Source organism: Clostridium sp. J1101437_171009_A5 (assembly GCF_015547905.1).
Classification (GTDB): Bacteria; Bacillota; Clostridia; order Oscillospirales; family Oscillospiraceae; genus Pseudoflavonifractor_A; species Pseudoflavonifractor_A gallinarum.
On sequence record NZ_JADMVY010000011.1, the window covers coordinates 43,813 to 65,307 of the forward strand.

Genomic DNA, 21,495 nt, shown 5'->3' on the forward strand with positions numbered 1-21,495 from the left:
AAAAACTTTGGATTTTTTTTGTCTGCTCCGGACCGGCCTGTGCCGGCCCGGAGCAGATCCGTTTAGGGGAGGGGGACGGAGAAGGATTGGATCCCCATATAACCGGGGGCAATCTCATATTTCTCAAAGAAGAGGACCGGATTTCCGTCGGCATCCAGATAGAAGGCCTGGTCATCGGTCACGCCGGAGAAGCCGCCCTGATCCTGGGTGAAATAGACCGCATCCTCCTCCGCGGTGCGGCGGGCCATCTCGTCGCGGATCACTTGGTCACACCGTTCCTTCCAGTCAGGGCCCAGAAGACCGGGAAGGGTGAGCTCGGTCCCGGTAGTCAGATCCAGGTTGTAGGTATAGATCTCCGTATAGGCACTGGCCAGGGTTTCCGTCTTGTAGATCACGAAGGACAGATACTGCTGGTTGGAGCATTTTACCTCATAGTCCACATCGATGATAATGGGGGTAAAATCCTCGGCCCGGCCGCCGGTGGCCACAAAGGCGTCCCGGGTCTCCCGGGCACGCTCCTCTGCCTCCTCCAGGACCTGGTCAATGCGGGTGCGGATCTTGGTATTGATGCGCTGTTCCAGATCGGTATTGCCGGTGTCGGTCAGTGCGGGGAGACGGACATCGATGAGATGTTCCCGGTCGTTGATCTGATACTGCTCCACCGTGACGATCCGGGCCAGGTCTCCCAGAACAGGGAGAGAGGACACGGCGCTGGCAAAGGCAGGGCTGCCGTTGACCAGCAGGCAGAAGCAGGCGCAGGCGGCCAGACCGGCGCCCCATCCCCTCCGAAGGGTCCGGCGGCGCAGATACCGGCGATTGCCCCGGCGTACCGCAGACTCCGTCGCAAAGGAGAGGTCTTCCGGGATCTCAATGGCCTCGTAGCGCTCCTTGGCTTCCTTCCAATGCTCATGCATCCATATCATCCTCCTCGGTCCATTCTTTCAGATGTTTGAGTCCCTTGTAGAGCCGGGACTTGACCGTGTTGAGATTTGCACCGGTGACCCGGGCGATCTCCTCCAGCTTCAGATCTTCAAAAAAGCGCAGGCGGATGACCGTCCGCTCCTTTTCGCTGAGCTTTTCTATGGCGTCGTAGAGATCCAGCCGGGCGCCGGGATCGCATTCGGGTGCGGCTTCCTGTTCCAACTGATCCTCCAGCGGGACCAACCGTTTCCCCTGACGGAACCAGGTGATGCTCTCATTGACCAGAATGCGGTAGAACCAGGTTTTGACATAGGCGGGCTCCCGCAGGGAGTCGGCCTTGCTGAGGGCTTTGACGATACTCTCCTGCACCACATCCAATGCGGCATCCCGATCCTTGACATAGCTGTAGGCCAGACGGTAGAAGTCGGCCTGATGGGACAGGATATACTCGGTGAGAACGGCGCGGCGATCCAAAGCGGAACTCATGGCGCTCCCTCCTTCCCGCTATCGAAGGCTACGGTGTGGGTCTGGAGGTAAGAGAGCCATTTCTCATAGGCGTTGGGGAAGAGATGGATCCCGTCGCTGCTCTCCTGGGCGGGCAGCGTACCGGATGCATCGGCAAACTGGGACCAGATATCCAGCAGAAAGAGCTCCTTCTGCTGGGCCAGAAGCTGAAGCTTCTGGTTATAAGCGGTGATTTTTGCGTTGGTGAAAATGCCCTCATTCGATTTCCGGCTGGTCACCGGGAGCAGGGTCTGAAGATAGATCTGGGCCTGTGGCTGGAGCTGCCGGATCTGATCGATCAGCTGGGCATACTGGAGGTAAAACCCCTCCGGACTGCGCCAGCCCAGATCGTTGAGCCCAAGGCCTAGATAGAGCTTGGAAAAGCGCTGCTCCTGAAGGGCCTCCAACGCGCTCAGGCGCTTCCCATGGCTGGGAAGGAAGGCTTTACTCCGGGCCGTCTGGAGGTTCATGCCCCGATAGGCCAGGCGGCCGGCCGGCCGCACCTTGGTATAGAGAAGCAGGCCCTCGGTCCGGGAATCTCCCAGAAAGGCGGCATCGGAAAACCAGTCCAGAGAAACAGCCTGGGAGGCCGGTACCGGCATGGCATAGTCATAGGCGGGGGGCGCAGGGGTGGCCGTGGGGGAAGGGACCGGCGGGAGTGTGGCAGGCGGGGCCGAAGCAGTCGGCGGGGCGGAAAGAGAGGGCGAGGGGGCCGCCGCAGGAATCGACCGGCTGTCATATGGGGGAGAAGGGTGAGAGGCCGCAGCGGCCAGCGTGCGGGAAACCACCGCAAAACTCCCGGCAAGGGTCAGAAAAAAGGCGCACAAAGCCAACGCCCCCAGGCATCTGGGTGCGTACGAGCGATATGTGTGACCTCTGCGCGGCATTTTCTACTTCCCTTCTGGTTTTGTGTGACTATCCATTAGACGTGGGGAGTGGGGAAAAAGTTTGCTGCAATTTCCTGTGTCCACTCTTGCAAGGTGGGGTGCTGTGGGTTATAATGCGTTAGTATATTAAATCGAGAAACGTAGGATGGTATCCCGTGTCCCGATGGATAAAAGGAGATGTTCGTATGGAAAAGACCGTCATCCCGGCGGGCTATGCTCCCTGCCTCAACCTGTATGATACCCAGAAGGCCATCGGCCTTCTCAAGCGCTTTTTTGAGGACGCACTGGGAGGCGCGCTCAATCTGATGCGGGTCTCCGCCCCACTGTTTGTCGAGGCGGCCACCGGCCTGAACGACGACCTGAACGGTGTGGAGCGGGCCGTCACCTTTGACATCCCCTCCGCGGGCCGGGACGCCCAGGTGGTCCACTCTCTGGCCAAGTGGAAGCGTATGGCCCTCTACCGGTATCAGTTCTCGGTGGGAGAGGGACTCTACACCGACATGAACGCCATCCGGCGGGACGAAGAGCTGGATAACCTGCACTCGGTCTATGTGGATCAGTGGGACTGGGAGAAGGTTATCGCCCCCCGGGACCGGAACGTGGAGTATCTGAAGCAGACCGTACGCACCATCGTCAAGGCCATGTGTGAGACCCAGACCACCCTGCGCTCGGTCTACCCCCGGCTCACTGCGCTGCCTGCCCTGTGCCCGGAGGTGAGCTTTGTCACCACCCAGGAGCTGGAGGACCGCTGGCCCAACCTCTCCCCCAAGGAGCGGGAGAACGCCTGGGTGAAGGATCATCCCACCACCTTCCTCATGCAGATCGGCGGCGCGCTCAAGTCGGGTAAGCCCCACGACGGCCGTGCTCCCGACTATGACGACTGGAACCTCAACGGCGACATTCTGCTGTGGAACCCGGTGCTGCAGAAGGCCTTTGAGGTCTCCTCCATGGGCATCCGGGTGAGCCCCGAGGTGCTGGACCAGCAGCTCACCACCGCCGGCTGCGATGAGCGGCGCTCCCTCACTTTCCACAAGCTCCTGCTGGAGGGCAAGCTTCCTCTGACCATCGGCGGCGGCATTGGCCAGTCCCGTCTGTGCATGCTGCTCCTGGGCAAGGCCCATATCGGCGAGGTGCAGGCGAGCGTGTGGGACGGAGAGACCATCGCGGCGTGCCAGGACGCAGGGGTCATCCTGCTGTAAAGCCGGGATGGGCCTTGCCCAGACCAAGTGTTTTGCCTTGGCAAAACCTTGCCGCAGGGGCGATTCACTCGCCCCGAGGAAGGAAAATGGGACCCGCCCGGCATGAATGCCGGGTGGGAACAAGGCCCATATCGGCGAGGTGCAGGCGAGCGTGTGGGACGGAGAGACCATCGCGGCGTGTCAGGACGCGGGGGTTATCCTGCTATAAATTTCTCAAAAATGCAAGCATTTTTGAGAGGGGGATGCAGGCCGCGGCGCGCACTCGCTTGCGCTCGCACACTTGCGGCCTGAGAGGAGTGTTTCCCGACGTACACGCCGCCGGAAAACACGATTGGACCCTCTTCCGCCGTCTGCGGACGGCGGAACTCTGCGAGGCTCTTGCAGCATAAATCACAGAAATACACTTTATTGACAGACTGCGGCGCGGCCCATGGGCCGCGCCAATCTTTTTTATGCCATATCCCGGCGGAACACGTGGATGCGGAAGCCGGCGCGGACCTCCAGCTGGGACAGCGCGCGGAGCCGCTCCACCCCGGCCTTTGGGGTCTTCCAGCAGTAGGGAGTCATTTGGAAGAGGGCCTGGAGATCCTCCGGGTTTTCGATATGGAGCATGGTCTCCACCGGGACCACCTCCAGGAGCTGAAAGCCCTCGTAGGGGATGGTCTCATCCGGGTTGGGGTAGGGCGTGTCGTAGAGGACCTCCTTGAGCTCCCACAGGTGCTCCGGCGCGGGCACCACATAGAGGAACACGCCGCCGGGCTTCAGGACCCGGTGGAACTCCTCCGCGGCCAGAGGGGAAAAGCAGTTGACCAGCAAATGGGCACAGCCGTCCGCCACCGGCAGGCGGTAGGCGGAGCCTACGGCGAATTCGGTCTCCCGGTCCCGTTTGGCGGCCCACCGGAGGGCAAATTTGGAGATGTCGATCCCGGCCACTGCGGGGGAACGGCCCGCCTCCCGCAGGGCCTGGGCGATCCCGGCAGTGTAGTACCCCTCCCCACAGCCCGAGTCCACCACGGCGCAGGGGGCTGGGGCGTAGCGGAGGGCCAGTTCCTCCAGGGCGGTGCGCAGCGGCTGGTAGTATCCCGCCGAGAGGAAGCGGTTGCGGGCGGTCACCATGGCTTTGTCATCTCCGGGGGTCTTGGAGTGCATTTGGTTGGGGGGCAGGAGATGGACATAGCCCTCCTTGGAAATGTCGTAGCTGTGGCCGTTGGGACAGGTATAGGTACGCTCCCCACGGGTGAGGGGAGCGGAGCAGATGGGGCAGCGGAACAGGCTCATAGAGGGGCCTCCTTATCAGAGAACAGAATGGATAACAGGGAGTTTTTATTTATTATAGCAGAATATGAGCTGCAGTGTAAAAAGAAAGACGTTTTTCGGATAAGCAGATCCTATCCGGAAGCGCGATGCGGGATGATAGATGGGAAATTAGACAAATATAGAAGAGTCTGAGGGGAGAAAAAATGTCAGAAACGGGAAATAATATAAATTCACATAAAACTTCAATAATGTAACCGACTTGTAACCGCTGTGTGCCATACTTCAAACGTCCGGCCAGCCATACCTGGGAGGCGGCCGGGGATCAATTGACAAAAGGAGAGAAACGCAATGAAGAAACAGACACTCAAGCGGGCTGCGGCCCTGACTCTGGCTGTGGCGGTCATGGCGCCTGCCGCATCTGCCCTGAGCTGGAAGGATGGAGCCCCCGCCAACTATAATTTCACCTATGGAGGGGACAACGGCGGTATCGCTAAAGTGGAGGCGTCCGACACCAACGGTACCTTCAGCGGTACGGTAGAGGCTGGTCAGACCATCACCACCCAGACCGGTACCATCGTGTGGCGGGACAGCTACACCAATGTGACCACCTTCACCGTCACCACCGAGCCCGGCTATGAGTTGGTGGGCCTGAGCGGCACCAATGTGGTGGAGGACGATTTCCGGTATGACGGTGGCAACACCTATACCTTCTCCTTCACCGATAAGGGTGCTGAGGCCTGGTGCTATGGGAAGGATGTCTCCTTCGATCTGGTGACTGACAAGACCATGTATACGATCACCTTCGCGAATGAGGATGGAAACGAGCTGGGCTTCATCACCGCCGCGCTGGACGAGCCGCTGTTCACCAGCATTGTTCCCGAAAAAGAGGGGTATACCTTCAGCCGCTGGATGCTGAATGAAACAACTGCGATGCCCGATACATTCACTGCTGATATGCTGAAGTATGCCGATGAGAACAAGAATATCACGGTGACCCCTGAGTTTACGGTGAATGAATATCCTGTTACCATTAACTACTATGTGAACAACAACAATGGAGTCAATGGCGGCACGCTGGAGAGCAAAACTGACAATGTAATGGTCCCCTATGGCACGACCATCAACGAGGCGTGGCTGGCGGAGAATAACCGTCTGAGCGGCTACAAGATGATCGGCGGCGACCATGACGTAACCGTCGGCGTGGATGGCGCTGCGATTGACCTGGTCAAAAAGGAAGCGGTTTTTGAAGAAGACCATGCCTATTTTACCTATGAGAGCAAGGACGACGGGGTGCTCTCTGTCACTTATGGAATCGAGGACAAGCGCGAGGGCGTAAATGTCGACGTGAACGAGACCATCCGGATGTCCTATAGTGATTATCTCTGGGGGGAAAAGACGATCACCTTTACGGTTCAGGTGGCGGACGGCAAGACCCTGGTTCTGAACTGCTCTGACGGTTCCAACGAATTCACGGATAACGGAGACGGCACTTATACCTTTGCGTTTACCCGCGGTGGTACGATGATTAACAAGCCCACCGATCACATTACCTTTGCTCTGTCCACCGTGGAAAAGTAAAAACTGCTGCATTGGCCCGGAGGTTTTGCCTCCGGGCCTGTTTTTGCGCGGATGTGGAAAAGGGCAGGGAAAGAACCGTCTCTTTCGTCCTTTTTTCTCTACCATTTTGGCATGGGATATGGTATCATAGACAAGATTATGATTACTTTTTGTGACAGATAAGGAGCGAAACAATGATCACCGTTTCTGATTTGACCCTTCAGTACAGCGGTCAGCCCCTGTTCAGCCATGTGGATCTTCAGTTCACCAAGGGGAACTGCTATGGCATCATCGGCGCCAACGGCGCGGGCAAGTCCACCTTCCTGAAGATCCTCTCCGGCGAGCTGGAGCCCACCAAGGGTGAGGTCTCCATCCTGCCCAAGACCCGCATGTCGGTCCTCAAGCAGAACCAGAACGCCTATGACGCCTACAATGTCATGGACACCGTCATCATGGGCAACCAGCGCCTCTATGACATCGGCAAGGAGAAGGAAGCCCTCTATGCCAAGGAGGAGATGACCGAGGAAGACGGCATCCGCGCCTGTGAGCTGGAGGAGGAGTATGCCGAGCTGGGCGGCTGGGAGGCCGAGAGCGACGCCTCCCGCATCCTCCAGGGACTGGGCATCGGCACCGAGCTCCACTACAACGACATGGCCACCCTGGACGCCCGCCTCAAGGTGAAGGTCCTGCTGGCCCAGGCGCTCTTCGGCAACCCCGACATCCTGCTGCTGGACGAGCCCACCAACAACCTGGACATCAACGCGGTCAACTGGCTGGAGGACTTCCTGCTGGACTTCGAGGGGACCGTCATCGTGGTCTCCCATGACCGCCACTTCCTCAACACCATCTGCACCCACATCGTGGACATCGATTACAACAAGATCAGGCTCTACGTGGGCAACTACGACTTCTGGTATGAGTCCTCCCAGCTGGTGCAGGCCCTCATCAAGAACCAGAACAAGCGCAATGAGGAGAAGATCAAGGAACTGCAGGACTTTATCGCCCGCTTCTCCGCCAACAAGTCCAAGTCCAAGCAGGCCACGGCCCGACGCAAGCTCCTGGACAAGCTCACCGTGGAGGAGATGCCCGCCTCTTCCCGCCGCTATCCCTGGGTGGCCTTCTCCCCCGAGCGGGAGGTGGGCAAGGACATCCTCTTTGTCACCGATGTGAGCAAGACCATCGACGGAGTGAAGGTGCTGGACAAGGTCTCCTTCATCGTGGGGCACGATGACAAGATCGCATTCGTGGGCGACAATGAGAACGCCCACACCGCCCTCTTCAAGATCCTCACCGGCGAGATGGAGCCCGACGAGGGCACCGTGAAGTGGGGCCAGACCGCCACCTTCTCCTACTTCCCCAAGGACAACACCGCCTTCTTCGAGGGGCACGACGAGAACCTGGTGGAGTGGCTGCGGGAGTTCTCCCCCGACCCCCACGAGAGCTATCTGCGCGGCTTCCTGGGCCGGATGCTCTTCTCGGGCGACGACGTGTATAAGAGCGTGAAGGTCCTCTCGGGCGGCGAGAAGGTGCGGTGCATGCTCTCCAAGATGATGCTCTCTGGGGCCAATGTGCTGCTGCTGGACCAGCCCACCAACCATCTGGACCTGGAGTCCATCACCGCGGTCAACAACGGTCTGGAGGCGGTGAAGTGCAATGTGCTCTTCTCCTCCCACGACCACCAGCTGGTGCAGACCGTGGCCAACCGGATCTTTGACTTCACGGCCGAGGGCAAGCTCATCGACCGGAAGATGACCTATGACGAGTATCTGGAGAGCGTAAGCTCCAACGGATAAGGACACAGCGCCCGGCCCTTCCGGAGAGATGGGCCGGGCTTTTTCTCCAGGTAAAGTGAGTCGTGTTATGTGACGGAAAGCGGCATAATATGCGGGGAAAGCGCCCTTTGCTTTCCTGTGGAAAATGTGATAGAATAAAAGACAATACTCCGGAAGAAAGCGGGCAAGGAGGATACTCGATGGAGGAACTCAAGGAACTCAAAGCGCGGATGCAGGAGCAGCGGCCGGTGGACTGGGAGAGCTTTCCCGACATCGGACTGTATATGGATCAGGTGGTCTCCTATCTGCCCCGGCAGCTCATCCACTACGGGGATGGGGAACTGCTGACCTCCGCCATGGTAAACAACTACATCAAGGACGGCCTGCTTCCAAGGGCGGAGGGAAAGCGCTATTCCCGCACCCATCTGGGGTATCTGACTGCTATCTGTGTGCTCAAGCAGGTGCTCTCCGTGAAGGAGACCAACCGTCTCATCGCCGCGGGTACCGAGCGCAAGCGCACCACAGAGGAGCTCTATGCCTACTTCTGCCGGCAGCTGGACGCTGCGCTGAGTGAGACCGCCCAGAGCCTGCCCGAAGAGGGGGAGGAGGAAGACCTGCCCCGTCTGGCCCTGGATCTGGCCCTGCGCAGCTATGCGGATCGTCTGGCCTGTCAGCGGGTGCTGGACATCCTGGCCCAGCATACGCCGGAGCCGGAGCGGAGCAGCCGGAAGAAGGAACGCGCCGGGAAGTGAGCCTGCCCGGCGAAGAGGGCCATATATGGCCCATGATAAGGAGGGTTTTCCCATGAGCAACTATCGCATTGTCACCGACTCTGCCGCCGATATGAGCGCGGCCATGGTGGAGGAACTGGGTGTTACCGTTCTGCCCCTGTGTTTTACCATGGAAGAAAAAACCTATGAGGATCATCCGGACCGCCGGGCCATGCCTATTGAGGAGTTCTACCGCCGCCTGCGGGAGGGAAAGATGGCCACCACCTCTGCCGTGAACGTCTCCCAGTACATCGATGTGCTGGAGCCCATGCTGCAGGCAGGGGAGGATGTGCTGGTGCTGGCCTTTTCCTCGGGGCTTTCCACCACCTATAACTCCTCCGCCATTGCGGTGGCCGAGCTGCGGGAGAAGTACCCCGAGCGGAAGATCTTCACCGTGGACACCCTGTGTGCCTCCCTGGGACAGGGACTTCTGGTGTGGCAGGCCGTTGCCCTTCAGAAGGCGGGCAAGAGCCTGGAGGAGGTCCGGGACTGGGCCGAGGCCAACAAGCTCAAGCTCTGCCACTGGGTGGCGGTGGACGATCTGGCCCACCTGAAGCGGGGTGGCCGGATTTCCGCCACCACAGCCTTTGTGGGCGGAATGCTGAACATCAAGCCCATCATCCATGTGGACAACGAGGGCCACCTCATCAACGTGGGGAAGGTGCGCGGCCGCGGCGCCTCCCTCAAGTACCTGGTGGATGAGATGGGAAAGCGGATCACTGATCCCCAGGAGCAGGTCATCTTTATCAGCCACAGCGACTGTCTGGAGGACGCCAAAGTGGTGGGCGAGGAGGCCAAGCGCCGCTTTGGCGTGAAGGACGTGGTCTACAATCACATCGGCCCCGTCATTGGCGCCCACACCGGACCGGGTACGGTGGCACTCTTCTTTATGGGAACGGAGCGGTAATATGGAAGACATCAAGTGGCTGGAAGTGGCCATTGACACAACCACACAGGAGCTGGAGGATCTCTCCGCCCGGCTGACCATGAACGGCGTGACCGGGCTGGTCATCGAGGACGAGGCCGATTTCCAGCAGTTTTTGGAGAATAATCGCCAGTACTGGGATTATGTGGACGAGGAGCTCCAGGAGAAGATGCGGGGCGTGTGCCGCATCAAGTTCTATGTCTCGGATGATGCCGATGGGCGCAAGCAGCTCCAGAAGTGGATGGAGGGCATTGATAAGCCCTATACCACCACGGCACTGGGAGAGAATGACTGGGCCCACAGCTGGCAGAAGTACTATAAGCCCATGGAGGTGGGGGAGCGGCTCTACATCGTCCCCGAGTGGGAGCGGGAGGAGCCCGTCCCGGCGGGGAAGACTGCCCTCTATCTGAACCCCGGCCTCACCTTCGGCACCGGCTCTCACGCCTCCACCCAGCTCTGCCTGGGGGGTGTGGAGCGGTATGTGACCGACGGGTGCAAGGTGCTGGACCTGGGCTGCGGAAGCGGCATCCTGTCCATCGCGGCCCTTCGCCTGGGTGCGGAGCACGCGGTGGCGGTGGACATCGACCCCAAGGCGGTGGACGTGGCCTATGAGAATGCGGCCATGAACGACATTGGAAAGGACCGCTACCATGTGCTGGCGGGAGATGTGCTCACCGACGAGGGACTGGTGAACGAGCTGGCGGAGAAGAAGTATCAGGTGGTGCTGGCCAACATCGTGGCCGACGTCATCATTCCCCTCTCTGCCAAGGTGGACCGTTTTCTGACGGAGGGCGGGACCTTCCTGTGCTCCGGCATCATCGACGTCCGTGCCCACGAGGTAGTGGAGGCGCTGGAGCGCAATGGCCTGACCATCGTGGACCGGTGGGAGAAAAAGGGCTGGGTTGCCCTGGCGGCCCGGTTCCAGTAACAAAAGACCGAGGCGGACGCAGCTGCGTCCGCCTCTTTGCGTCCGGGAAAAGCCTTTGCATCTTGGGCAAAAATCCCGTATAATGGGGAAAATAACGGGGGAAAGGGATGAGTCATATGCGGACCCACTGCTTTCGGATGCGCCGGGGGGATGACCTGCGGCAGTCGTTGGAGCGCTATGTCAGAGAACAGCATATCCGGGCGGCGGTGGTGCTCTCCGCCGTGGGATGTGTGAGCCGGGCGGTGATCCGAGATGCCTCCGGCGTAACCGTGCACACCCTGGAGGAGCATCTGGAGATCGTCTCCCTGATGGGGACCCTCTCGGAGGAGCGGACCCATCTGCATATTGCCCTGTCCCGGGAGGACCTCTCCACCGTGGGCGGGCACCTGAAGGACGGGTGCATCGTCAATACCACCGCAGAGGTGGTGCTGCTGGAGCTGTCCGGCGTGGCCTTTGGGGCGGGCTATGACCCCGAGACCGGTTATGACGAGCTGGTCATCTCACATGGGGAGGAACCGAAATGATCCTGAATATCTTGGCTGTTGGCGACGTGGTGGGGGAAGCGGGGGTGGAATACCTGTCCCGCCGTCTGCGCGGCATGAAAAAAGACCATGAGATCCACTTCACAGTGGTCAACGGAGAAAATGCCTCGGGCGTGGGGATCCTGCCCCGGCAGGCCCAGGCCATCTTTGACGCGGGAGCCGATGTGATCACCCTGGGCAACCACACCTGGAACCGGCTCCAGATCGCCGACTATCTGGAGGAGAACCCCTACATCCTCCGCCCGGCCAACTACACCAACCGGGTGCCCGGCCGGGGGTGGGGCGTGTATGAGGGGCCCAGAGGCCTGCGGATCGGGGTGCTCAACCTCATCGGTCGGTGTGAGATGGACTGCAACTTTGACAATCCCTTTACCGTGGCGGAACGGTGGGTGAAGCGGGGCGAGGCCGACATCATTCTGGTGGACTTCCATGCAGAGGCCACCAGTGAGAAGGGGGCCATGGCCTGGTATCTGGACGGACAGGTCCAGGCAGTCTGGGGGACCCACACCCACGTACCCACCGCCGACACACAGATCCTGCCCAAGGGAACGGGTTTTGTCACCGACCTGGGTATGGCAGGGCCCATCCACAGCGTGCTGGGGATCCGGCCCAATCAGGCCATCAACCGCTTTTTGGGCGGGCTGCCCCAGCGGTTTGAGTCGGCGGAAGGGCCCTGTAAGATTGACGCGGTCCGCTTTTCCGTGGACACCGCCACCGGGCGCTGCACGGCGGTAGACCGGGTGGATGTCCGCTGAGTTTACGCAAGAGGGCAAAAAAATGCCTCCGCTCATACTGAGCGGAGGCATTTTTGCATATGACTTCAGGACACGTAAGGAATTGCTTACTTGTGGTCCACGCTGTACATATGAGCGATCAGATCCAGAACCTTGTTGGAGTAGCCGATCTCGTTGTCGTACCAGGACACGACCTTCACGAAGGTATCGGTCAGGGCGATACCGGCGGTGGCGTCGAAGATAGAGGTGTGGGTGTCGCCCAGGAAGTCGGAGGAAACGACGGCGTCCTCGGTGTAACCCAGAACACCCTTCAGCTCGCCCTCGGAAGCCTTCTTCATGGCGGCGCAGATCTCCTCGTACTTGGCGGGCTTAGCCAGGTTGACGGTCAGGTCGACCACGGACACGTCCAGAGTGGGAACACGCATGGACATACCGGTCAGCTTGCCGTTGAGCTCGGGGATAACCTTGCCCACGGCCTTGGCAGCGCCGGTGGAGGAGGGGATGATGTTGCCGGAAGCAGCACGGCCGCCGCGCCAATCCTTCTTGGAGGGGCCGTCCACGGTCTTCTGAGTGGCGGTCACGGAGTGAACGGTGGTCATCAGGCCGTCGGTGATGCCCCAGTTGTCATGCAGCACCTTGGCGATGGGAGCCAGGCAGTTGGTGGTGCAGGAGGCATTGGAGACAAAGGTCATGCTGGAGTCGTACTTGTCCTGGTTGACGCCCATGACGAACATGGGGGTGTCGTCCTTGGAGGGGGCGGACATGACGACGTGCTTGGCGCCGGCGTCGATGTGAGCCTGGGCCTTCTCCTTGGTCAGGAACAGGCCGGTGGACTCCACCACGTACTCCGCGCCGATCTCACCCCAGGGAATGTCCTTGGGATCCATGCAGGCGTAGAAGTTGACCTTCTTGCCGTTGACGGTGATGGAGGTCTCATCATACTCGATGGTGCCCTCAAACTTGCCGTGCATGGTGTCGTAACGCAGCATATAAGCCATGTAGTCAGGGCTCATAAAAGGATCGTTGATGCCAACGAATTCGATGTCAGAACGCTCGAGGCCGGCGCGGAACACGAGACGGCCGATGCGGCCGAAACCATTAATGCCAACTTTGATGCTCATGGGAATCTCTCCTTCACAAAGTGTAGTTGTTGTACCTTCGCGCATCCTTATTATATCCCACACGGGGGGAAATGAAAAGGGCCAAACGTAAAAAACTGGTCATTGTCCATAAAAAGCCGTGGCGGTTTGACCAAAAGTGGGCGAAATTCGACACAAGTCGACTTTTAAGCTTGTTGTAGAAGCCAGTATTTGCTATACTGGCCGTGTGTATGGGGCTTATGCTGCCCTGTAATCCTAGTAGCGTGTTCGAAAGCACTTTCAGGCGTTGGCCGAGGGAGGTTTTAAATTGAGTAAGGATGCGGATGAGCTGGAGCGCTTCCTGGCAGAACAGCTTCGGGAACAGGTGGGGAACCTGATGGCAGCCTCCCAACTCCTGGCCCCGGTGATCCGGGAGCAGGAAAATCGGCACTATGACCAATATATGGCCATTTTGAATCAGAGCCTTTATCGACTGCTGCGCCTGGCCGAGCATGTAGACCTAGCCCAGCGGGAGCGGCGGGGCGACAAGTTGGAGTTTCATCCGGTCCTGCTGGAGCTGGAGCCCCTCTGCCGGGAGCTGTGCCAGAAGGTAACGGGGGCTGCTGCCCCGCTCCGCGTGGACTTTCAATGGGAGTGGGACGGCCGGGAGGCCGCCGTACTGGGGGATCCGCTGCTGCTGCGCCGGATGCTTCTGAATCTGATTGCTAACGCCCTGCATGCCGCCAGCAGCGGCGGCCAGGCCGGGCTGCGGCTTTGTACCGAGGGGCGAAGCGTGCGTCTGTCCGTGTGGAACAGCGGGGGAGAAACTCCGCTGCCCAGATCCGAATCTATAGAGTCCGGGAGCGGCTGGAAGAAAGATTCCGGTGTCCAGACCCGGATGGGGGTGGAGCTGGCCTGGGAAGTGGTGGAGTGCCATCAAGGCACCCTGGTCTTTGAGCAGGGGGAGGAGCGCCGTGGACTGCGGGCAGTCATCTCTCTGCCGGTGGCCAACGACACAGAGGCCACGGGGCTGCACACGCCTCGAATGGGCTACGACCCCACCGGCGGCTTTTCCCAGGTGCTGGTGGAGCTGTCCGATGTCCTGCCCTTTGAGGCCTATCTGCCGGAGGATGTGGAATAAAAGAAGAATGATCTGCGGTACGGAAGCAGTAGAAAGTGGAGCCGCCGGGCGATCCCAATGGATCGCCCGGCGGTTTTGCACACAGAGGGGTGAAAGGGTGGAAAAGATCCCGTCAGCAGAGGAACCAGAACCAGCGCAGCAGAAGCCGTTTCCACCAGGGGCGGGAGCGGTAGAGCCGCTCCGCTTCGGCGCTTGCCGCCTTCCGGGCCAGCCTGCACTCCTCCAACGTCACCCCGTCCCGGCTGAAGGCCGCCTTTTGGGCCAGCTCCTCCACCAAAGGAGGCAGCGTTCCGCCGTGGCGGGAGAGTCTGCGGGCATAGCGGTAGATGGATACCATGGCCCGGTGGGGGTCCTCCTGCCGGAGTCTGCGCCGCCGGAGGGTCCCTGTGATATAGCGGATCAGGATGGGGAGGAAACACACCGCCAGAAGGATTCCAACCGGGAGCAGCCAGCCGGGAAGAGACCCTGTCCCGCCGTCGTCCTGCGTCTGTGCGGGCGGGATGGAAGCGGTGGGCCGGGGAGTCTGCACCGGCGCGGCGCTTGGCTTGGGTGTGGGTGTGGGCTTGGGCGTGGCGCTGGGGGTGGAGACCGGCTCCTCGCTCTCGCCCTGACTCCAGGGGAGGGCGTCGCCCTGATAGCCGGGGGTCATCTCCACCGGATACCAGCCGTAGCCGGAGAGATAGATTTCCACCCAGGCGTGGGCGGCGCGGTCGGGTACGGAGTGGGAGCCGGGGGTTTTGACGTTGGTCACATAGCCGCTTACATACCGGGCCGGGATTCCCAGGGAGCGCAGCAGAAGGGTACCGGCAGAGGCGAAGTGCATACAATATCCCCGATGGCTCTCGTTGAGAAAATAGAGGGTAACATCCTCGCCGTCCGGGACGGGCGGGGTCTCCAGGTCGTATTCGGCCAGTTCAGCCAGGTATTCCGCCACCAGTTCAGCCGCCAGCTGAGGGGCGCGGGTCGGGTCATAAGCAGAGTAAAAGGCGTAGCGGGAGGAGGACATCTGAGCCTGGAAGAGCCGGTCCGAGAGCGCATAGACGTGGGGGGAGAGGGCATAGAAGAGGTCGTCGGGGACCTGGAGGTAGTGCTGCTGCACAAATGCCTGGTATTCCTGTTCGGCCAGGGCATCCTGCCACTCCAGCGGGGGTGCGGCGTCCGGTTCCAGCGCGCCGGGCCGGAAATAGACCGTGTGCTTCCCCACCAGAGGGCTTCGTATTATGCCGGAATCATCCTGAAAGGAGGCCCCCCGCAGCTCCTCCGGCCGGGAGAGGATCTGATAGGGGAAGTAGACACAGCCGCCGGGGGCGGATACCTGCTCCACTTCAAAGGCATAATAGGGAAGATCGGCCTCCGCCCGGGCGGGGAAATTGAGAGGATTGAGTCCCGAGGAGGTCCCGGTGGAGTCCACCACAGCCCCATCCGAGAGGATGGAGGCATAGGCATCCTCCTCCAGGGGGGTCCAGCGGTTGTCCTGATAGAGGGCGGCACTGTATCCCCGCAGGTAGAGCTTTCCGGTATAGTCGGTGCGGATGCGCAGGACAGTATGGCCGTCGTAGCTCTGGGTTCCGGCGGCGGAGAGGTCCACCGTGGCGGTGGAGCCGGCGGAAGAGAACAGAGAGCGGCCAAAGGGGCCGGTCCAGTTGAGGGAGAGGCTCAGGTCCCCCACGGTCTGAAAAAGAGTGTCCCGACCGTCCTCCACCCAGGCCGGGGGCTGATAATCCACCGCCGGAACAAGCAGGGTCAGAAGGCTCAGGGTGATACCCACCAGAGGCAGCGCGGCCAGTGTGAGGCGCGCCGCCCTTCGGGGGTCCTCCCGGGCGCTGCGGGCGCTGAGGAGCAGTCCGCCCCAGCCGGTCAGCAGGAGTACCAGCCACAAGACGGGCGGGGTGCCCAGCGGAAGGGCGGGGATCACCGGGACCAGAACCGCCAGTCCGCTGACCCAACAGGAGCGCAGGCATACCACCAGAAGGCCCAGCAAGACGGCATAGACCGCGGCAGCGGCCAGTACGGTGAGGGTCACCGCCCAGCTCCACTGCTCGGGGGTGCGCTCCATCACCGGGACCAGGCGGGAGAGACCGGGGAAGTGCTCAGAATAGGTATTGACCACGGCGCACTGGATGGCCGCCTGTCCGGCGAAGAGGTCCTCCCAAATCCGCCAGACCAGCTGCCCCCAGAGCAGGGAGGAGAGAAACAAAAGGGGCATCCCAAAGCGCAGGGGGAGGGAGAATATAGTGAGAGAGAGTAAGGTCAGCAGGGTAAGTCCCCCGTACAGGAGGAGCGGGTCCACCGGCAGGGAAAAGGCGGTGCAGAACCAGCCCACCGGCGCCCACAGAAGCAGTCCCAGCAGCAGCCCATCGGCCAGCAGGCGCAGAGCAGAGGGGCGAGGGGAAGAAGAACGGTTCACAGCCATCCCCCTTCCTGCCAGAGCGTCGGGGTCACATGGAGCCGGCGGGGCGGCCCATCCCCGGCGGGCGGCGGGGCCGCCGCGTCCAGAATGGAGTGCCCCTGGAGGGGGGCGGGCTGGATCAAGATGCGCTGGACGGCGTCCATGAGGGAGGCGGCATCGGGGACCGGGCAGCTCTCCACCGCGCCGCTCACCGGATGGGCCCACTGGATGACGTGCGGGGTATTTTGCTCCAGCAGCAGGCGGGAGATGGCCAGCAGGCGATCCAGAACAGCGTCCAGCTCCTCCGGCGTGCCGAAGTGGTCAAAGGTGAGCAGCAGCGTGGGGCGGCAGGGCTCCAGCATCTCCTTGACCACCAACTCCTCCCGCTTGGAGGAGAGCTTCCAGTGGACCAGGCGCATGGGGTCCCCGGGGCGGTACTCCCGCAGATCATAGTCCTCGGTATTCCCGCCGCCGGGGCGGACCTTCCATTGGACGGAGTGTCCGCCCTCCCCGATGAGCTGGGGGACAGGGCCTGCCTCCATGGGTGCGGGGAGCACATACCGGGTATCCGGTTTGGGCACGGAGAGGGGCAGGGAGAAGAGCCCCAAAAAGTCACACAGGCGGGGCCGGTACACCGTGCAGGTCCAGGCACCGCAGTGTTCGGCGGGGATATCCTGTTCCCAGGTTCCGGCGCCCTCCCGGATGTCCACCTGCCGGATGAGGCGCTGGGCGGAAAAGGGGTCCTCCAGCACCACCCGGGCCCGAAAGCGGGTGAGCGGGAAGGGGGAGTGGCTGGAACAGGAGAGGATCCATCCGGCCGACTCGCCGCGGGTGAGCAAAGGGGACGCGCAGGTCAGAACCAGGGTACCGCCCAGAGCGGCGGGCAGGCTCAGCGCTAGGGAGAGGAGCGGGAGGATGAGGAGAAACAGCAGGAAGAAGAGAGCGGCATACCCGGTGGAGCACAGCAGGAACAGCAGTGCCAGAAGCAGGGCCACCCCATAGGCGATTCGTCGGTGCAGCATGGGGGCGGCCTCACTGGATGGCAGGGGGCTGGATCCCTTTGAGGATGGCCTCCACGGGGCTGCCGACCTCGCCGGACTCGCCCCGGGGGGAGAGGAGAAGCCGGTGGGAAATGGTGTCGGCAAAGACCAGACGCACATCGTCGGGCGTCACGTAGTCCCGGCCCCGGACGAAGGCGGCGGCCCGGCTCATGGCGGCCACCGCCAGAGTGGCCCGGGGGCTGGCCCCCTGAACGATGAGCGGGTGCTCCCGGGTCGCGCCGATGAGACGGACGATGTACTCGCACACCGCGTCGCTCAGATAGACCCGGTCCACAGCGGTGCGCATGGCCTCCAGCTCTTCCAGAGTGGCCACCCGCTCCACCTGGGAGAGGGGATTTCCGCTCTGCTTGCGCCGCAGGAGCTCGGTCTCATCGGCCGCAGAGGGATAGCCCAGGGAGAGCTTGACCATGAAGCGGTCCAGCTGGGAGTCGGGGAGCAGCTGGGTTCCGGAGGCCCCCGCCGGGTTCTGGGTGGCGATGACCAGAAAGGGCTGGGGGACCGGATGGGTCACGCCGTCCACGGTGACCTGCCCCTCCTCCATGGCCTCCAGCAGGGCCGACTGGGTGCGGCTGGTGGCCCGGTTGAGCTCGTCGGCCAGAAAGAGATTGCACAGCACCGCCCCCGGCTGGTACTCCATCTGCCCGGTGGCCTTGTTGAACATGGTAAAGCCCGTCAGGTCCGAGGGCATGACGTCCGGGGTAAACTGGACCCGGTGATACCGGAGGGAAAGAGCCCGGGAAAACGCCAGGGCCATGGTGGTCTTGCCCACGCCGGGGATGTCCTCCAGCAGAATATGGCCCCGGGCCAGGATGGCCAGCAGGGCTTTGGAAAGCACCGCGTCCTTTCCAACCACGGCCTTGCGGACCTCCAGGATCACGTCCGCGGCCAGCTTGCGTTCGGTCATAGGTGCGCCTCCTCCAATCAAAAATTCAGATCAAATCCCAAGGGGATAAACTTCCCATTCTACCCCATTCTATCAAACATCCTCATTATGTCAACAAAAAAAGGTTACAAAGAGGCAAGAGGATGTCCGAAGGCGAAAAAAGTTTGTTTTCCACCCCGCAAGAGCCTAAAAACGGCGGTTCTGCGCCAAAAGAAGCGGCAAAAGATGAGGCAAAGCACTTGCACCGCCGCCCCCGCTGTGGTATAATCGCTATGATAGTAAGAGTAGGTTATGGTTAGAGTGGGGTCCGCCCCGCTCTTCTTTTTGAGAAAAATTCGGTATGTAAAATTCTGGAACCTACTGTTGAGGGCATTGAACTGGAGGTGCGCGCATGGCAAAGGTAACGGATCTGGTGGCCGAACTGGCCGCCCCCATCGCCCAGGCGCAGGGGTGTACCCTGTGGGATGTGGAATATGTGAAGGAGGCCGGTTCCTGGTACCTCCGGGTGTATATTGATAAGGAGGGCGGCGTCTCCATTGACGACTGTGAGGCCGTGTCCCGGCCCCTCTCCGACGCGCTGGACGAGGCCGACCCCATTGAGGGGAGCTATACCCTGGAGGTGGGCTCGGCCGGCATCGACCGGGTGCTGCGTAAGAGCGAGCACTTTGCGGCCTATCTGGGCAGCGAGGTAGAGGTCAAGCTCTACCGGGCCCGGGAGGGGAAAAAGGAATATGTGGGCCTGCTCCGGGGGTATGCTGACGGCAACGTCACCCTGGAGGAGGGCGACGGCACCGTCACATTTGAAAAGAAAGACATCGCACAGGTCCGCCTGTATGTGCGTTTTTAAAGGAGTAAAGAACAATGGCGACGAGAAAGAACGCAAAAGCACAGAAGAGCAACGAGCTGGACGCGACGGAATTTTTCGCCGCGATCCGTATGATCGAAGAGGAGAAGGGCATCCCCAAGGCCTATATGATCGAGAAGATCACCCAGGCTCTGGTCTCGGCCTATAAGCGGGACCACGAGGGCGTGGGCGATAACGTGACCGTGGACGCCAACGAAGAGCTGGGCACCGTGCGCATGTTTGTCAAGAAGGACGTGGTGGAAGAGGTGGATAACCCCTGCACCGAGATGAGCCTGGAGGAGGCCCGGGCCGCGCTGCCCCGGGCGCAGCTGGGCGACGTGCTGCGCATCGAGATCAAGCCCCGCAACTTTGGCCGGATCGCCGCCCAGACCGCCCGTCAGGTCATCATCCAGGGCATGCGTGAGGCCGAGCGCGGCATGATCTATGACGAGTTCAACTCCAAGGAGCATGAGATCCTCACCGGTCTCGTCACCCGCATCGATCCCCGCTCCGGCGCGGCCAGCCTGCGCATCGGCTCCGGCAACGAGAGCACCGAGGCCTATCTGGCGGTCAGTGAGCAGGTCAAGGGCGAGCCCCTCACCGAGGGCATGCGCCTGCGCGTCTATGTGGTGGAAGTGCGCCGCTCCACCAAGGGGCCCCAGGTCCTCCTCTCCCGCACCCATCCCGGTCTGGTCAAGCGCCTCTTTGAGATGGAAGTGCCTGAGATCTATGACGGCACGGTGGAGGTCAAGTCTATCGCCCGTGAGGCTGGCTCCCGCACGAAGCTGGCGGTCTGGTCCGCCGACCCCAACGTGGACGCCATCGGCGCCTGCGTGGGTCCCCGCGGTCAGCGCGTAAACAACATCGTGGAAGAGCTGGGCGGCGAAAAGGTGGACATCATCAAGTACAGCGAGGATCCCGCCGAGTACATCGCCGCGGCCCTCTCCCCCGCCGACGTCATCAGCGTCACCACGCTGGAGGAGGGGAAGAGCTGCCGGGTGGTTGTACCCGACGATCAGCTCTCCCTGGCCATCGGCAAGGAGGGTCAGAACGCCCGTCTGGCCGCCAAGCTGACCGGCTATAAGATCGACATCAAGCCCCAGAGCGCCCCCGTGGAGGAGGAACTGCCTCAGGATGAGGAGGAGGACTTCCTGGCCGACGAGGAAGTGCTGGAGAACGAGAGCGCCGAGAGCGACAGCGAGGAATAAGCGCGGCGGGCGGGGAGAGCTCTCCCCGCCCACGCCCAGAGAAAGGGGGCAATCCCTATGCCGAAGAAGATCCCCATGCGCCAGTGTCTGGGCTGCCGGGAGATGAAACCCAAGCGGGAGCTGATCCGGGTGGTCAAATCCCCGGAGAATGAGATCTCCCTGGATTTTAAGGGGAAGAAACCCGGACGGGGGGCCTATCTCTGTCCGGACAGCGCCTGCCTGGCCCGGGCCCGCAAGTCCAGGGCGCTGGAGCGGGCCTTTTCCACCCAGATCCCGGATGAGGTCTATGCCGGCCTGGAGGAGCAGATGCAGGAAGGGGCAAAGGATGAATAGCGTACTGCACCTGATCGGACTGGCCCGGAAGGCGGGCCGCCTGGCCGTGGGGGAGGACCCGGTAGGCGAGGCGGTCAAGAGCCGGGAGGGCAAGCTCCTGCTGGTGGCCTGCGATGCGGCGGAGAATACCATACGCCGGGCCGGACACATGGCCGAGAGCGGCACCGCGCCCTGCCTCACCGTCCCCTTCACCAAGGCGGAGCTGGGGCATACCGTGGGGCGCTCCAGCTGTGCGCTGCTGGCCTTCACGGATGTGGGGCTGGCCTGTGCCGCGGCGGAGAAGCTGGCCGCAGAGGACCCGGAGCAATACGGCGCTGCGGCCGAGCTGCTGCGTACCCGGGCCCGCCGGGCGCTGGAGCGGCAGAAGGAGCGGCGTACCCGGGAAAAGGAACGCCAGGCGGCCCGCAGCAAGCCCTGGGCCGCGCCGCCCAGAAAGAAAGAAGGATCGGTCGCCGGGAAGAAGTCCCGCAAGAGATCCGGCCCCAAGGGGGCCCCGCGCCGCCATGAGACATAAGCGCGGCATGAGAACGTATCAAACAACAACCGGACTTGTTCCAATCA

21 protein-coding genes are annotated in these 21,495 nt (G+C 61.5%); 13 read left to right on the forward strand and 8 right to left on the reverse strand.

Translation table 11 applies throughout. From position 1 onward, the window contains the following. Positions 1-62: 62 nt before the first annotated feature. The 3 genes from I2C21_RS13835 to I2C21_RS13845 are packed head-to-tail and all read right to left on the reverse strand — an operon-like array spanning position 63 to position 2,252. Positions 63-914, reverse strand: a complete 852-nt coding sequence (locus I2C21_RS13835; RefSeq protein WP_195279518.1) for a DUF3298 and DUF4163 domain-containing protein — start codon at positions 912-914, stop codon at positions 63-65. Continuing rightward, positions 907-1,407: an RNA polymerase sigma factor SigV gene (gene sigV / locus I2C21_RS13840; RefSeq protein ID WP_195279519.1), complete on the reverse strand. Its 501-nt coding sequence runs from the start codon at positions 1,405-1,407 to the stop codon at positions 907-909. Before sigV ends, I2C21_RS13835 begins: the two co-directional genes overlap by 8 nt. Then, the gene (locus I2C21_RS13845; protein WP_195279520.1) at positions 1,404-2,252 is read right to left on the reverse strand and encodes a GDSL-type esterase/lipase family protein; all 849 of its coding nucleotides are present in this window, start codon (positions 2,250-2,252) and stop codon (positions 1,404-1,406) included. The genes sigV and I2C21_RS13845 overlap by 4 nt, the downstream gene beginning before the upstream one ends. 245 nt (positions 2,253-2,497) lie before the next feature. Here I2C21_RS13845 and asnA point away from each other — a divergent pair, with 245 nt between their 5' ends. Then, positions 2,498-3,511 carry an aspartate--ammonia ligase gene (gene asnA, locus I2C21_RS13850; protein WP_101692286.1) on the forward strand — a complete coding sequence of 338 codons (1,014 nt, stop codon included), beginning with the start codon at positions 2,498-2,500 and terminating at the stop codon, positions 3,509-3,511. A gap of 450 nt (positions 3,512-3,961) precedes the next feature. Here asnA and I2C21_RS13855 read toward each other — a convergent pair whose 3' ends face one another. Next, a complete protein-coding gene (locus tag I2C21_RS13855; protein WP_195279521.1) occupies positions 3,962-4,789 on the reverse strand; it encodes a putative RNA methyltransferase in 828 nt (275 codons plus the stop codon). 327 nt (positions 4,790-5,116) lie between these two features. On the opposite strand from I2C21_RS13855, the gene I2C21_RS13860 reads away from it, so the two are divergent. The 7 genes from I2C21_RS13860 (at position 5,117) to I2C21_RS13890 (ending at position 12,017) form a co-directional block, all read left to right on the forward strand. Then, a complete protein-coding gene (locus I2C21_RS13860; protein ID WP_195279522.1) occupies positions 5,117-6,346 on the forward strand; it encodes a hypothetical protein in 1,230 nt (409 codons plus the stop codon). Between the two features lie 173 nt (positions 6,347-6,519). After that, the gene (locus I2C21_RS13865; protein ID WP_195279523.1) at positions 6,520-8,118 is read left to right on the forward strand and encodes an ABC-F family ATP-binding cassette domain-containing protein; all 1,599 of its coding nucleotides are present in this window, start codon (positions 6,520-6,522) and stop codon (positions 8,116-8,118) included. Positions 8,119-8,297: 179 nt separating this feature from the next. Next, a complete protein-coding gene (locus I2C21_RS13870) occupies positions 8,298-8,849 on the forward strand; it encodes a DUF1836 domain-containing protein (RefSeq protein WP_186963075.1) in 552 nt (183 codons plus the stop codon). Between the two features lie 52 nt (positions 8,850-8,901). After that, a complete protein-coding gene (locus I2C21_RS13875; protein ID WP_193535970.1) occupies positions 8,902-9,774 on the forward strand; it encodes a DegV family protein in 873 nt (290 codons plus the stop codon). Between the two features lies 1 nt (position 9,775). Further along, positions 9,776-10,720, forward strand: coding sequence for a 50S ribosomal protein L11 methyltransferase (gene prmA, locus I2C21_RS13880; protein ID WP_195279524.1), 945 nt, complete (start codon positions 9,776-9,778; stop codon positions 10,718-10,720). A gap of 107 nt (positions 10,721-10,827) precedes the next feature. Continuing rightward, complete coding sequence (locus I2C21_RS13885) at positions 10,828-11,244, forward strand: PPC domain-containing DNA-binding protein (RefSeq protein ID WP_286167307.1); 417 nt, start codon at positions 10,828-10,830, stop codon at positions 11,242-11,244. Further along, positions 11,241-12,017, forward strand: coding sequence for a TIGR00282 family metallophosphoesterase (locus tag I2C21_RS13890; protein ID WP_101692277.1), 777 nt, complete (start codon positions 11,241-11,243; stop codon positions 12,015-12,017). Before I2C21_RS13885 ends, I2C21_RS13890 begins: the two co-directional genes overlap by 4 nt. An 86-nt stretch (positions 12,018-12,103) precedes the next feature. Here I2C21_RS13890 and gap read toward each other — a convergent pair whose 3' ends face one another. Then, on the reverse strand, positions 12,104-13,117 hold the full coding sequence (gene gap, locus I2C21_RS13895; RefSeq protein WP_101692276.1) for a type I glyceraldehyde-3-phosphate dehydrogenase: 1,014 nt from the start codon (positions 13,115-13,117) through the stop codon (positions 12,104-12,106). A gap of 286 nt (positions 13,118-13,403) precedes the next feature. On the opposite strand from gap, the gene I2C21_RS13900 reads away from it, so the two are divergent. After that, positions 13,404-14,216: a sensor histidine kinase gene (locus tag I2C21_RS13900; protein ID WP_195279525.1), complete on the forward strand. Its 813-nt coding sequence runs from the start codon at positions 13,404-13,406 to the stop codon at positions 14,214-14,216. 112 nt (positions 14,217-14,328) lie between these two features. Here I2C21_RS13900 and I2C21_RS13905 read toward each other — a convergent pair whose 3' ends face one another. The 3 genes from I2C21_RS13905 to I2C21_RS13915 are packed head-to-tail and all read right to left on the reverse strand — an operon-like array spanning position 14,329 to position 18,570. Beyond that, positions 14,329-16,623, reverse strand: a complete 2,295-nt coding sequence (locus I2C21_RS13905) for a transglutaminase-like domain-containing protein (protein WP_195279526.1) — start codon at positions 16,621-16,623, stop codon at positions 14,329-14,331. After that, positions 16,620-17,627 carry a DUF58 domain-containing protein gene (locus I2C21_RS13910; protein WP_195279527.1) on the reverse strand — a complete coding sequence of 336 codons (1,008 nt, stop codon included), beginning with the start codon at positions 17,625-17,627 and terminating at the stop codon, positions 16,620-16,622. The genes I2C21_RS13905 and I2C21_RS13910 overlap by 4 nt, the downstream gene beginning before the upstream one ends. A 10-nt stretch (positions 17,628-17,637) precedes the next feature. Continuing rightward, the gene (locus I2C21_RS13915; RefSeq protein WP_195279528.1) at positions 17,638-18,570 is read right to left on the reverse strand and encodes an AAA family ATPase; all 933 of its coding nucleotides are present in this window, start codon (positions 18,568-18,570) and stop codon (positions 17,638-17,640) included. A 370-nt stretch (positions 18,571-18,940) separates the two neighbouring features. Between I2C21_RS13915 and rimP the strand changes: the two genes are divergently transcribed. From rimP to I2C21_RS13935, 4 genes are read left to right on the forward strand one after another with little or no spacing between them, the layout of a single operon-like run. Beyond that, positions 18,941-19,396 (forward strand): ribosome maturation factor RimP, encoded by a 456-nt coding sequence (gene rimP, locus I2C21_RS13920; protein WP_193535982.1) that lies wholly within the window; start codon positions 18,941-18,943, stop codon positions 19,394-19,396. A gap of 14 nt (positions 19,397-19,410) precedes the next feature. Then, positions 19,411-20,601, forward strand: a complete 1,191-nt coding sequence (gene nusA / locus I2C21_RS13925; RefSeq protein ID WP_101692270.1) for a transcription termination factor NusA — start codon at positions 19,411-19,413, stop codon at positions 20,599-20,601. 57 nt (positions 20,602-20,658) lie between these two features. After that, positions 20,659-20,934, forward strand: coding sequence for an RNase P modulator RnpM (gene rnpM / locus I2C21_RS13930; RefSeq protein ID WP_101692269.1), 276 nt, complete (start codon positions 20,659-20,661; stop codon positions 20,932-20,934). Further along, a complete protein-coding gene (locus I2C21_RS13935) occupies positions 20,927-21,448 on the forward strand; it encodes a L7Ae/L30e/S12e/Gadd45 family ribosomal protein (protein ID WP_195279529.1) in 522 nt (173 codons plus the stop codon). The genes rnpM and I2C21_RS13935 overlap by 8 nt, the downstream gene beginning before the upstream one ends. The last annotated feature ends 47 nt before the right edge of the window (positions 21,449-21,495 follow it).

Excerpts from the sequence above, each read along its gene's own strand:
- I2C21_RS13865 (WP_195279523.1), top strand. The coding sequence starts at position 6,520 with ATGATCACCGTTTCTGATTTGACCCTTCAGTACAGCGGTCAGCCCCTG.
- I2C21_RS13855 (WP_195279521.1), bottom strand. The coding sequence starts at position 4,789 with ATGAGCCTGTTCCGCTGCCCCATCTGCTCCGCTCCCCTCACCCGTGGG.
- asnA (WP_101692286.1), top strand. The coding sequence starts at position 2,498 with ATGGAAAAGACCGTCATCCCGGCGGGCTATGCTCCCTGCCTCAACCTG.
- sigV (WP_195279519.1), bottom strand. The coding sequence starts at position 1,407 with ATGAGTTCCGCTTTGGATCGCCGCGCCGTTCTCACCGAGTATATCCTG.
- I2C21_RS13835 (WP_195279518.1), bottom strand. The coding sequence starts at position 914 with ATGCATGAGCATTGGAAGGAAGCCAAGGAGCGCTACGAGGCCATTGAG.
- I2C21_RS13885 (WP_286167307.1), top strand. The coding sequence starts at position 10,828 with ATGAGTCATATGCGGACCCACTGCTTTCGGATGCGCCGGGGGGATGAC.
- rimP (WP_193535982.1), top strand. The coding sequence starts at position 18,941 with ATGGCAAAGGTAACGGATCTGGTGGCCGAACTGGCCGCCCCCATCGCC.
- I2C21_RS13915 (WP_195279528.1), bottom strand. The coding sequence starts at position 18,570 with ATGACCGAACGCAAGCTGGCCGCGGACGTGATCCTGGAGGTCCGCAAG.
- nusA (WP_101692270.1), top strand. The coding sequence starts at position 19,411 with ATGGCGACGAGAAAGAACGCAAAAGCACAGAAGAGCAACGAGCTGGAC.
- I2C21_RS13870 (WP_186963075.1), top strand. The coding sequence starts at position 8,298 with ATGGAGGAACTCAAGGAACTCAAAGCGCGGATGCAGGAGCAGCGGCCG.
- I2C21_RS13875 (WP_193535970.1), top strand. The coding sequence starts at position 8,902 with ATGAGCAACTATCGCATTGTCACCGACTCTGCCGCCGATATGAGCGCG.
- rnpM (WP_101692269.1), top strand. The coding sequence starts at position 20,659 with ATGCCGAAGAAGATCCCCATGCGCCAGTGTCTGGGCTGCCGGGAGATG.
- I2C21_RS13890 (WP_101692277.1), top strand. The coding sequence starts at position 11,241 with ATGATCCTGAATATCTTGGCTGTTGGCGACGTGGTGGGGGAAGCGGGG.
- I2C21_RS13860 (WP_195279522.1), top strand. The coding sequence starts at position 5,117 with ATGAAGAAACAGACACTCAAGCGGGCTGCGGCCCTGACTCTGGCTGTG.
- I2C21_RS13935 (WP_195279529.1), top strand. The coding sequence starts at position 20,927 with ATGAATAGCGTACTGCACCTGATCGGACTGGCCCGGAAGGCGGGCCGC.
- prmA (WP_195279524.1), top strand. The coding sequence starts at position 9,776 with ATGGAAGACATCAAGTGGCTGGAAGTGGCCATTGACACAACCACACAG.
- I2C21_RS13910 (WP_195279527.1), bottom strand. The coding sequence starts at position 17,627 with ATGCTGCACCGACGAATCGCCTATGGGGTGGCCCTGCTTCTGGCACTG.
- gap (WP_101692276.1), bottom strand. The coding sequence starts at position 13,117 with ATGAGCATCAAAGTTGGCATTAATGGTTTCGGCCGCATCGGCCGTCTC.